The sequence below is a fragment of the Methylobacterium trifolii genome (assembly GCF_022179685.1).
Lineage (GTDB): Bacteria > Pseudomonadota > Alphaproteobacteria > Rhizobiales > Beijerinckiaceae > Methylobacterium > Methylobacterium trifolii.
The window spans coordinates 1-11333 of the sequence record NZ_BPRB01000204.1 but is presented as its reverse complement, the minus strand read 5'-3'; the positions used below and the strand labels follow the sequence as shown (position 1 = coordinate 11333).

The window sequence follows — 11333 nt, the reverse complement described above, 5'->3', positions numbered from 1 at the left end:
GCTAGAGAACACCGCGACGCGAATGCGGCAGCGACCCCTGACGGGGCCGACGCCGTGGGACGCCGGGGAACCGTATTTCGAAGCTTCGTTCAGGTTCCGCGGCGTCCCGCGTCCCCTGTCCGGATCTGTTGCGTTTGGGCCATGCCCCCGGCGGTGATCCGCGCGGGGCCGGAAAGACATGTCCGCGCCGGGGCGACCGCGTGCCGGGTTGCCTCCTCTCCCGGCCCATGCTGTTGCAACGGGCTCGCGAGAGAGTCCCAAAACATGCGCCGCGCCCTCCTGCCCATCCTCGCCTTCGTCGTCGGCCTCGTCGGGCTGACGGGGGCGGCCGTGTTCGCCCTGCGGCCCGCGCCGGAGGCGGGCATCTCCGGGGTCGGCGGCCCGTTCGCCCTGGTGGACCAGGATGGGAAGGGCGTGACGGAGGCCGACTTCGCGGGCGCGACGCACCTGGTCTTCTTCGGCTTCACCCATTGCCCCGACATCTGCCCGACGACCCTGCAGCAGATCTCGGACGTGCTCGCCGCGCTCGGCCCCAAGGCCAAGGCCATGAAGGTCGCCTTCATCACCGTCGACCCCGAGCGCGACGACCCGGCGAGCCTGAAGACCTACCTGTCGAGCTTCGACCCGCGCATCACCGGCCTCACCGGCACGCCGGCCCAGGTCGCCGCCGCGGTGAAGGCCTATCGCGGCTACAGCCGCAAGGTGCCGGGCAAGGACGGCGACTACACGATGGAGCACACCGCCCTGGTCTACGTGATGGACTCCAAAAACCGCTTCCTCGGCGCCCTCAACCTGATGCGCCCGGCCGACGAGACCGCGACGGAACTCGCCAAGCGGATCTGAAGGACGCACGCCCCTGGCGGGCCGGTCCCGGCGCGTCAGATAGGGGTCTCATACGAAATCCGATCGATCGCTTCGCGATGCGGATTTCGGCTTCGCTCAAGCGCCGCGCGGGCTTCGTGATACCGCGTCCGCTTTGATCAAGCGGACGCGGTATCAAGCGCAGGATTTTCGCCCGTGAGCCATCGGACCCCCGCCCCCGGAGACACGCGACAGGCCGAGGTCGCGGTGGTGGGTGCGGGCGCGGCCGGGCTCGCGGCCGCCCTGGCGCTGGCGCGGGCCGGGGTGCCGACCCTGCTCGTCGGCCGGCACGCCCCCGTGGCGGACGGGCGCACCGTGGCGCTCCTCGACGGCTCGGTGCGCTTCCTCGAGGCGCTGGGCGCCTGGCGGGAGCGGATCGCACCGCACGCGGCCCCCCTGGCGGTGCTCCAGATCATCGACGACAGCGGCAGCCTGTTCCGGCCGCCCCCGGCCCGCTTCCACGCCAGCGAGATCGGGCTTTCCGCCTTCGGCTGGAACGTGGAGAGCGCCCGCCTGGTCGAGGCCCTGCGGGCCGAGGCGCGGGTCGCCGAAAACCTCACCCTGGTGGAGGCGGATGCGGCCGCCTGCACCCCCGGCGAGGCCGTCTCGACCCTGGCGCTGGCGGACGGCCGGACCGTCGAGGCCCGTCTGGTCGTCGGGGCGGACGGGGCGCGCTCGCCGCTGCGGGCGGGCTCCGGCATCCGGGTGCGGGAATGGTCCTATCCGCAAGGCGCGATCACCACGATCCTCGCCCACGCGCAGCCGCACCGGGACGTGTCGACCGAGTTCCACACCCGCCAGGGCCCGTTCACCCTGGTGCCGCTACCCGGCGGCCACCGCTCCAGCCTGGTCTGGGTCACCGGGGAGGGGGCGGCCCGGCGCCTGTCGGAGCTCGACGCGGCGGACCTCGCCCGTGCGGTGGAGGCGCAGGCCAAGCGGATGCTCGGTGCCATGCGGATCGACGGCCCCCGCGGCCGAGTGCCGATGCGCGGCCTCTCGGTGGGAAGCCCCACCGCGCACCGCCTCGCCCTGATCGGCGAGGCCGCCCACGTCTTCCCGCCGATCGGGGCCCAGGGGCTGAACCTCGGACTGCGCGACGCCGCCGCCCTGCGCGACGCCGTGACGGAGGCTTTTCGCGATGGGCGCGACCCTGGCGCCCGCGCGACGCTCGACGGCTTCGCCCGGGCCCGCCGGCTCGACGCGTCCTTACGCTCGGCGGCGGTGGACGCCCTGAACCGCAGCCTGCTCGCCGACCTGCTGCCGGTGGACGCCCTGCGCGGCCTGGGGCTCCTGGCCATGAGCACGATCGGCCCCCTGCGCCGGGCCGTGATGCGGGAAGGCGTGCTGCCGCGCCTGAACGCGCCGGAGCTGATGCGGGCGGGGCGCGGTTTTTTGGATGATCGCCGGTGATCGGCCGTCGGCTCAGTGGGTTGGGGCTATCCCTTCGCGCAGCGCATCCGGCGGATGCCCCGAGCGGACCGGCCGATCAGAGGTCGGGTTCGCTCACGACGTAGGCGCCGATCCGGCTGCGCAGGTCGATCGGCGCGCCGGCCCGGTGGCTCGCTTCGTTGATGAGGATGACCGGGATGCCCTGGTCGCGCATCTGGGCCCGGAGCCGGGCGGCGAGGCGGACATAGGCCGGGTTGCGGCTGCTCGGGGCCTGGAGCAGGACCGCGGCCGGGCGGGCGATCACCGCCAATACGTCGTCGGCGGCCTCCAGGGAGGCGGTGACGCTGGCATAGCCCATTTCGGCCAGCTCGCCCGCGAGCGAGCGGTCGGCGGCACGGACGCCATCGTCGACGACGAGCACTTGTTGCAGCGCACCCATAGGCTTGAGCGGTACCCTATCGCTGGTGGATTGGGAAGAGGCTTGGGCACGGGACCCAGGGCCATAACCCGGCAAACCCCGGTTTGGTTCGCCGGCACGGTTGCGGATGCGAAGATAGGCGCGCCACCTGACCAGGCGATGAACCGCCTCGGACGCGCCCTCGCGGCGTCCAAGCGCCGGGCGAGGGTTCCTGCGCAAGGCGCTGACGATGAACGATGTTTCCGGATCGTCCGCGCCCACGGACGCCGCGGCGCACGGAGCGTGCGGAGCCGGCGCGGCCAAGTCGTCGTGCAGTGCGAAGGGACGCGGCCCGCCGACTCAGGCCGGGGTGAGGCCGGTTGCGGTTCTGGCAAACAGGCTGGCGCGGTAGCCCGAGGACCGCCACGCGTCGGTGGCGGAAAGGGGTGTTTCCCCGCGGCGCAGCGCAACCGCCTTGCAGGCCTGGCCGCGCAGCATCAGGGGTCCGTCCTCATCCCCATCCCCATGGCGCAGGTCGAGCAGGCCGCGGGGCAGGGCCGCGCGCGCCGGGTCGGCCAGGGTCAGGGCGAGGTCGGCCCCGCCCCGCGCGCCGGAGAGCACCAAATCCTCGTCGAGGGCGAGGGCGTCGATCAGCGCCGGTCCCGGCCCCGGCCGCAGGATGCGCGCCGTCAGCCGGGCGGGCGCCCGGTGCACGAGGCAGAGGGAGCGGACCGTGCCGGGCAGGGCGAGCCGGGCAAGGGCGGGTTCGAGGAAGGCCGGCGCCACGAGATGGGTCGGCACCGGGCGGGCGAGGGCTGCATTGAGGCTCGGGCCGTCGAAGACGGGCAGGGTCTCCAGCCCCGCCCCCGAGACCAGGGCCGCGCCGAGGCCCGTGACGAGCCCGCGCAGGTCGCTCGGCGGCAGCAGGGAGAGGATGCGCTCGGCCGGCCCGATCCGGGCCGCCACCAGATGCACGGCGATGGCCGCGAGCAGGGCGTCGCCCGGCCGCTGGACCGGCCGGGCGGGGTCGCCGCCTGCGAAGCTGACGAGGCCGCCGCCGGTCTCGACGGGGCCGTCCGCGCCGCCGCGTTCGAGGGCCAGGGCGTCGAGGTTGATCACGCCGTCCGGCACGTCGGGGCCGAAGGCGGCCAGGTAGCGCAGGCCGAAATAGCGCACCGCCACCCGGCACAGGGTCTCGGCCGGGCGCCTGTCGCCGAGGCGCCCCTGCGTCAGCACGGCGACGATGCCCGCGGCCTCGATGCCGGCCAGCACCTGCGCCTCGTCCCAGGCGGCCGGGAGCGGGCAGGGGACGTGGCCCGCCGCCTCCACGGCCAGGTGCGCCACGAGGCCCTCGGTGCCGCCGGCGTACCACAGGCCGATCCGGCTTCCAGGCGGCAGGCGCCAAGTGCGGAACGCCCGGCCGAGGCGGGCGACGATCTCGGCCGCGGTCGCGTAGGTCCAGGTCATGGCCGGCCGGCCGCTCCAGGCGGCCTTCCCGCCCGCGTCGGAGAGGGCGATGCGCGCCGGGTGGCGCCGGGCGGTGGCGGCGAGCAGGGCGCAGAGGCCGGTGCGCCGCAGGGGCAGCTCGACCGCCGCCTCGGCCGCGGCATCGCTCGCCCCGCGGGCGCAGAGGGCAGCCCAGGGATCGGCGGATGGGTCGGTCGATGGGTCGACGGTTGGTTGCGCCAGCACCTGCGCACCGCTCTCTGTGAAAAGCCCGGATGACGAAGGCCCATGGATGGGCCCGGCATGGTTAACCGGCCGCTAAGATCGACGTGTCCGGGAACGGGTCGATGCCCCTTCGGCAAGGCCCGTTATGGCAGCGGTGTCATGTCTTCGCCTCATTCGGCGGGAAAGCAGGCCGCCCGGTCGCTCGGGCGGAATCGCTTCCTCCGAGCGCGGCGCCGTCGAGGCGCGCCGGCCGAGGCTCTCCAGCCGGACGGATCGTTTTCAAGGGGACGCGCCTGCCACGGCGGCATCGCGCCCCGCAGCGTCACCCGCGTCATCCGACGAACCGAACCAACGAACTTCCCAAGGGGTCTGTGCCGATGTCCTTCGCCAAAAGCCCAGCGCAGTCGATGCGCGCCGCCGCGTTCCTCGCGCTCACGGGCGTCGCGCTCGCCGGCCTCGCGGGGCCGGCCCTCGCCCAGCCGAAGAAGGCCACGCCCGCCGCTCCGGCGCCGGCCGCCCCCGCGCCGACCGCGCCGGCCCCGGCTCAGCAGACCCAGACGCCGGCCGCGCAGACCGGCCCGCAGCTCATCAACGTGAAATCCGAGCCCGGCCAGGCCGACTGGACGAAGGTCTGCGGCAAGGACCAGGCCTCCAACACCGACATCTGCTACACCACCCGCGACTTCGTCTCCGACCAGGGCCAGCCCGTCCTGGCGGTGGCCGTCTACGAGATGAAGAACGCCCAGACCAAGCAGGAGGTGCGCGTGGTGCGCTACCTGCTGCCGCTCGGCCTGCTGCTGCAGCCGGGCATCCGCTTCACCATCGACAACCAGACCCCGACGGCGGGCAAGTTCGCGGTCTGCTTCCCGAACGGCTGCTTCGCCGAGGCCGGCGGCGTCGACGCCGGGGTGATCGGCGCGATGAAGAAGGGCACCACGCTCAGCGTCTCGGTCCAGAACCAGACCCAGCGCGAGGTCACCTTCGCCGTGCCGCTGGCCGGCTTCGGCAAGGCCTTCGACGGCCCGGCCATGGACCCGAAGGTGCTGGAGGAGCAGCAGAAGAAACTCCAGTCCGAGCTGGAGAAGCGCAGCGAGGACATGCGCAAGAAGCTCGAATCCGAGAAGGGCGGCGCGGCACCCGCCGCCAGCGCGGCTCCCAAGCCCTGATCGTCACCTCGCTCCTGGCGAGGGATCGGTCCTTCGCAAGGAGCTCGAGTATGGGAAAAGGCCGGGCGTCGCCGCCCGGCCTTTTCCTGTTCCCGGATATCGAAAAGAATCAGTTGGCGGAGCGGTCGCGCATCCGGTAGCCGCCGCGGGCGTCGCGCTCGAACATCTCGGGGATGCCGGCATGGCGCAGGGCCTCGCCGGAGGTATCGGGCACGAGGTTCTGCTCGGACACATAGGCGACGTATTCCGTCTCCGCGTTCTCGGCGAGCAGGTGGTAGAAGGGCTGGTCCTTGCGGGGGCGGACCTCCTCGGGAATCGCCTGCCACCACGCCTCGGTGTTGTCGAAGACCGGGTCGACGTCGAACACGACGCCCCGGAAGGGATAGATCCGGTGGCGCACCACGGCGCCGATCCCGAACTTCGCGGTTCTGAACGCATGGGCCGCCATGGCCGGGTCCGTCGTCGTGGCCTGATCCGTCATGAGCGCTCAGATAGGCGCGATGCGCGGCCGTGTCATCGGGCAATGCAACCGCAATCGCCGGGCGCCCCCGCCCCTCGGGCCGATGCCGGGAGGCGAGGGGCAGGCTCTGAACTCAGCCCAGCTTGTATACGGCGGCCAGTTCGGGGTCCTTGGCGGCCACGAGGCGGGCCAGGTCCACGATGACCTTGGCCTGCTTCCAGGTGGCGTCGTCCTGCATCTTGCCGTCGAGCATTACCGCGCCGGTGCCGTCCGGCATGGCCTCGACGATGCGCGCGGCGAAGGCCACCTCGGCCGGATCGGGGGCGAAGACGCGCTTGGCGATGGCGACCTGGTTCGGATGCAGGGTCCAGGCCCCGGCGCAGCCCATCAGGAAGGCGTTGCGGAACTGGACCTCGCAGGCCGCCCCGTCCGAGAAATCGCCGAAGGGGCCGTAGAACGCCTTGATGCCGTTGGCCATGCAGGCGTCGACCATCCTGGCGATCGTGTAGTGCCAGAGGTCCTGCTGGGCGCTGACGCGCTCGGCATCGCCCTTGGGGTCCGCGATCACGCGGTATTCCGGATGGCCGCCGCCGACGCGGGTGGTCTTCATGCCGCGGGACGCCGCGAGGTCGGCGGGGCCGAGGCTCATGCCGTGCATGCGCGGCGAGGCGCAGGCGATGGCGTCGACGTTGGCCACGCCCTCGGCCGTCTCCAGGATGGCGTGGATCAGGATCGGCTTGTCGACCCCGTGCCGCGCCTCCAGCTGGGCGAGCAGCTGGTCGACGTAGTGGATGTCCCAGGGGCCCTCGACCTTCGGCACCATCACCACGTCGAGCTTGGACCCGACCTGGGAGACGATCTCGAACAGGTCGTCGAGAATCCAGGGGGAGTTCAGGGCGTTGATCCGGGTCCAGAGGCCGGTGCCGGTGGCCGCGAAGTCGGTCGCCTGCGCCATCGCGACGAAGCCTTTGCGCGCGGCCTCCTTCTGGTCCATCGGCACCGCGTCCTCGAGGTTGCCGAGCACCACGTCGACGGTGCCGGCCAGGTCCGCCACGCGGGCGCGGACCTTCTCGTTGTGGGGCGGCACGAAGTGGATCATCCGCTCCAGCTTGACCGGAAGCTCGCGGAACGGGGCCGGCGCGCCGGTGGCGAGGGGCTGGAAGAAGCGGCGCGGCAGTTTCATGGGAAGCCTCTCGATCGGGATCGTCCGCTCCGTTAGGGCAAGGCCGGCACCGGCGTAAAGACGCACCGTCCTGCGAGCCGCCCGTGCGCCATCGCACGCAGGGAATCCCGCAAGGCCCAGCTTACCGGAACTCGCCAATATTGGCGGCGTTCACAGGTTGAGGCGGGTCTTCGAAAGCGGGAATCGGGCCATGTCCGGGCTATCGAGACGACGTATCGTCCTGGGTGTCGCAGCTTTGGGGCTGTCTGTCGGTGCGTCGCAGCCGACCTTTGCCGGCTCGAATACTGAAAACCGTAACGAGCGGGCCGCCTTCACCGCGGGGGAGGCCGCATCTGCGCGGCCGAGCGGGCTGAGACAGCCGGTCCGGATCGCCGGCGACGACCCGAAAGGGTTCCAGGCCCTGATCGACGCGGCACCCGCCGCGTCCGAACCCTGGCTGGTGCTCTCGGGCGGCGGCGAGAACGGCGCCTTCGCAGCCGGGCTTCTTTCGGGTTGGAGCGAGGCGGGGACGCGCCCGGCCTTCGGGGTGATCACCGGCGTGAGCACGGGGGCGCTGATCGCCCCCTTCGCCTTCGTCGGCGCTGCGGGCAATGGCCCCTTGCGAGAGGCCTACACCACGATCTCGGCCGCCGACGTGTTCGAGTTCGGCGGCTCCGACGTGGCGCTGACCGACACGTGGCCCCTGAAGCGCCGCATCGACCGTGCGGTGACCTTGCCACTCCTCAAGGCCATCGCCGCCGAGCACGCCAAGGGCCGGCGCCTCCTGGTGGCCACCACCGAGATCGACACCGAGCGCCCGGTGCTCTGGGACATGGGCGCCATCGCCACGATCGGCGGCGAGAAGGGCCTGGCCCTGTTCCGCCAGATCGTGCTCGCCTCCTCGGCCGTGCCCGGCATCTTCCCGCCGGTGACGATCGAGGCGACGACCTCGGACGGCAGGACCGGGCAGACCAAGGACATCCAGGAGATGCACGCGGACGGGGGCACCACGGCCCCGTTCTACCTCGCCCCGAAATCGGCCCTGATCGCGTCGCTGACCGGCTCGGGCGGCGTGCGCATCCCGGCCCGCACGGTCTACCTCGTGGTCAACAACACCTCGGCCCCGTACTTCCAGATGGCGAGCCGGACCACCCTGAGCGTGCTCGGCCGGTCCATGTCGGCAGCGATCAAGGCGCAGACGCAGGACGCCCTGGCATTGGCCGGCGCCTTCGCACGCCGCGAGGGGCTCGACCTCCAGGTGGCGGAGATCGACGGGCGCTTCAAGGAGACCTCACCAGCCCCCTTCGACCAGCGCTACATGCGGGCTCTGTTCGCCCACGCGGAAAAGCTCGGCCGGGCGGGCTCCGCCTTCTCGTCTCCGGCCGGCGCATTGGCCCAGGGCCGCGACGTGCCCACCGGTTCGGTCGGCTCCGCCGCGCCGATGCCGGGTCCGGCAGCGCAGCAGGCTTTCGCGCGGCGGTGAGCGGGCCATCGCCGCGCCCACAGGCCGGGCGCGGTGCGGGTCAGGCCGCCTTCTTCGACCCCTGGGCGATCTTGACGAGGCTGCGCAGCACCTGGGTCGCGGTCTTGAGGCGCTCGGGGATCGAGTCGAGTTCGCGGATGAACACCACGCTCATGTCGGGGCGGACCTTCGCGAAGGAGGCCTGCTCGGCGACGTAGGCCACCAGCCCCTGGGGGTTGGCGAAGGACCGCTCGCGGAAGTGCACCACGACGCCCTTCGGGCCGGCCTCGATCTTGGCGACGTTGGCGGCCAGGCACAGGATCTTGATGGTACCGATCTTGAGGAGCTGCTCCACCTCCGGGGGCAGGGGGCCGAAGCGGTCGATCAGCTCCGCCCCGAAGCTCTCCATCTCGGCGTCGTCGTGGATCGTGGACAGCCGCCGGTAGAGGGCGAGCCGCACGCCGAGGTCCTCGACGTAGTCCTCGGGGATGGTGACGGGGGCGCCGAGCGCGATGGTCGGCGACCACGCCTCCTCCACCGGCTCGTCGATGCCGGCCTTGAGCGCCGTGACGGCGTCCTCCAGCATCTGCTGGTAGAGTTCGTAGCCGACCTCCTTGATGTGCCCGGACTGGGCATCGCCCAGCAGGTTGCCGGCGCCGCGGATGTCGAGGTCGTGGGAGGCGAGCTGGAAGCCGGCGCCCAGGGTGTCGAGCGTCTGGAGCACCTTGAGGCGCTGCTCGGCCTGGGTGGTGAGGGTGCGGTTGGCCGGCGTCGTGAACAGGGCGTAGGCCCTGGCCTTCGAGCGCCCGACCCGCCCGCGCAGCTGGTAGAGCTGGGCCAGCCCGAACATGTCGGCCCGGTGGACGATCAGGGTGTTGGCGGTGGGGATGTCGAGGCCCGATTCCACGATGGTGGTCGAGAGCAGCACGTCGAACTTGCCCTCGTAGAAGGCCGTCATCACGTCCTCGAGCTGGCCCGCCGCCATCTGCCCGTGGGCGATCGCGATCTTGGTCTCGGGCATCTCCCGGTCGAGGAAGGCCTTGACCTCGGCCAGGTCCTCGATCCGGGGCACGACGTAGAACGACTGCCCGCCGCGGTAGCGTTCGCGCAGCAGCGCCTCGCGGATCAGCAGCGGGTCGAAGGGCGTGACGAAGGTGCGGACCGCCAGCCGGTCGACCGGCGGGGTGGCGATGATCGAGAGTTCGCGCACGCCGGTCATGGCGAGCTGGAGGGTGCGCGGGATCGGGGTCGCCGAGAGCGTCAGCACGTGCACGTCGGCCTGGAGCGCCTTCAGCCGCTCCTTGTGACTGACACCGAAATGCTGCTCCTCGTCCACGATGATCAGGCCGAGGTTCTTGAAGGCGATGGTCTTCGCCAGAAGCGCATGGGTGCCGACGACGATGTCGACCCTGCCGTCCGCGAGCCCCGCACGCACCTGCTTCATCTCGGCCGCCGGCACGAACCGCGAGAGCTGCGCGATCTGGATCGGCAGCCCCTTGAAGCGCTCCGTGAACGTCCGGTAGTGCTGGCGGGCCAGCAGGGTCGTGGGCACGATCACCGCGACCTGGCGGGCCGAGATCGCCGCGGCGAAGGCCCCGCGCAGGGCGACCTCGGTCTTGCCGAAGCCCACGTCGCCGCAGACGAGGCGGTCCATCGGCCGGCCCGCATTGAGGTCGGTCAGCACCGCGTCGATGGCGTTGGCCTGGTCCTCGGTCTCCTCGAAGGCGAAGCGCGCCGCGAACTCCCCGTAGAGGCCCTCGGGCGGCACCAGCCGCGGGGCCTGGCGCACGAAGCGCTGGGCGGCGACCTTGATGAGTTCGCCCGCCATCTCGAGGATGCGGCGCTTCATCCGCGCCTTGCGGGCCTGCCAGGCCCCGCCGCCGAGGCGGTCGAGGGCCACCTCGGCATCCTCGGAGCCGTAGCGGGTCAGGAGTTCGATGTTCTCCACGGGCAGCAGCAGCAGGCCGCCGGTGTACTGGAGTTCCAGGCAGTCGTGCGGGGCGCCGGCCGCATGGACCGTCTTGAGGCCGACGAAGCGGCCGATGCCGTGGTCGGCATGCACCACGAGGTCGCCGGGCTGGAGGGCCTGCACTTCCAGGATCACGTCCTGCGGGCGCTTGGCCTTGCGCTTCTGGCGCACCAGCCGGTCCCCGAGGATGTCGCCCTCCGAGACCACGGCGAGTTCGCCGACCGTGAAGCCGGATTCCAGCCCCCAGACCGCGACCGCCGCATCCGTGCCGCGCTTAAGGGCGTAGACGTCCGAGAGCCGGGTGATCGCCACGGGCTTCCTGAGGCCGTGGTCGGCGAGCACGCCGCAGAGCCGGTCGCGGGAGCCGTCGGACCATGATCCCAGGATCACGTGATGACCGGAGCCTTGCAGGTCCTTGATGTGGGCGGCTGCCGCGTCGAAGACGCTGGCGGCCTCGTCCGCCCGCTCGGGGGCGAAGCTGCGGCCGGCCTGGGCTCCGCATTCGATGACGGTGCGGGCCGCGGAACCCGGCAGCGAGAACGGCGTCAGCCGGGCGACCGGGACGGCCCCGAGCCGGTCGGAGAGTTCGCCGGGGCTGAGGTACAGGGCATCGGGCGCCAGAGGCTTGTAGGGGGCGATTCCGGCCTGCGGCGTCTTCTGCGCCCCCTCGCGGGCCTCGAAATAGTCGCGCACCAGGGCAAGCCGCTCGGAGACCGCGTCCTCGGCCTGGCTGTCGAGGACGAAGGGCACGCCGGCGACGTAGTCGAACAGGGTGTCGAGGCGGTCGTAGAACAGC

9 protein-coding genes are annotated in these 11333 nt (G+C 71.9%); 4 read left to right on the top strand and 5 right to left on the bottom strand.

The window, feature by feature from the left end; translation table 11 throughout:
* Positions 1-264 precede the first annotated feature (264 nt).
* Positions 265-843: an SCO family protein gene (locus tag COGEMETH_RS17650; RefSeq protein ID WP_238183912.1), complete on the top strand. Its 579-nt coding sequence runs from the start codon at positions 265-267 to the stop codon at positions 841-843.
* A gap of 174 nt (positions 844-1017) precedes the next feature.
* The gene (locus tag COGEMETH_RS17645) at positions 1018-2271 is read left to right on the top strand and encodes an FAD-dependent monooxygenase (protein WP_238183911.1); all 1254 of its coding nucleotides are present in this window, start codon (positions 1018-1020) and stop codon (positions 2269-2271) included.
* 76 nt (positions 2272-2347) lie between these two features.
* On the opposite strand, the gene COGEMETH_RS17640 is transcribed toward COGEMETH_RS17645, so the two are convergent.
* Both COGEMETH_RS17640 and COGEMETH_RS17635 read right to left on the bottom strand, forming a co-directional pair.
* The gene (locus tag COGEMETH_RS17640; RefSeq protein ID WP_238183910.1) at positions 2348-2689 is read right to left on the bottom strand and encodes a hypothetical protein; all 342 of its coding nucleotides are present in this window, start codon (positions 2687-2689) and stop codon (positions 2348-2350) included.
* A 318-nt stretch (positions 2690-3007) separates the two neighbouring features.
* Entirely contained in the window at positions 3008-4339 is a 1332-nt protein-coding gene (locus tag COGEMETH_RS17635) for an AMP-binding protein (protein ID WP_238183909.1), read from the bottom strand.
* Positions 4340-4695: 356 nt separating this feature from the next.
* Between COGEMETH_RS17635 and COGEMETH_RS17630 the strand changes: the two genes are divergently transcribed.
* On the top strand, positions 4696-5484 hold the full coding sequence (locus COGEMETH_RS17630; protein WP_238183908.1) for an invasion associated locus B family protein: 789 nt from the start codon (positions 4696-4698) through the stop codon (positions 5482-5484).
* A gap of 109 nt (positions 5485-5593) precedes the next feature.
* Here COGEMETH_RS17630 and hspQ read toward each other — a convergent pair whose 3' ends face one another.
* Both hspQ and COGEMETH_RS17620 read right to left on the bottom strand, forming a co-directional pair.
* Positions 5594-5965, bottom strand: coding sequence for a heat shock protein HspQ (gene hspQ / locus COGEMETH_RS17625; RefSeq protein WP_238183907.1), 372 nt, complete (start codon positions 5963-5965; stop codon positions 5594-5596).
* A 112-nt stretch (positions 5966-6077) separates the two neighbouring features.
* Positions 6078-7127: an HpcH/HpaI aldolase/citrate lyase family protein gene (locus COGEMETH_RS17620; RefSeq protein WP_238183906.1), complete on the bottom strand. Its 1050-nt coding sequence runs from the start codon at positions 7125-7127 to the stop codon at positions 6078-6080.
* A gap of 190 nt (positions 7128-7317) precedes the next feature.
* On the opposite strand from COGEMETH_RS17620, the gene COGEMETH_RS17615 reads away from it, so the two are divergent.
* On the top strand, positions 7318-8589 hold the full coding sequence (locus COGEMETH_RS17615) for a patatin-like phospholipase family protein (RefSeq protein WP_238183905.1): 1272 nt from the start codon (positions 7318-7320) through the stop codon (positions 8587-8589).
* Positions 8590-8629: 40 nt separating this feature from the next.
* Here the strand turns inward: COGEMETH_RS17615 and mfd are convergent.
* The coding region (gene mfd / locus COGEMETH_RS17610) for a transcription-repair coupling factor (RefSeq protein ID WP_238183904.1) at positions 8630-11333 on the bottom strand (2704 nt) is incomplete at its 5' end.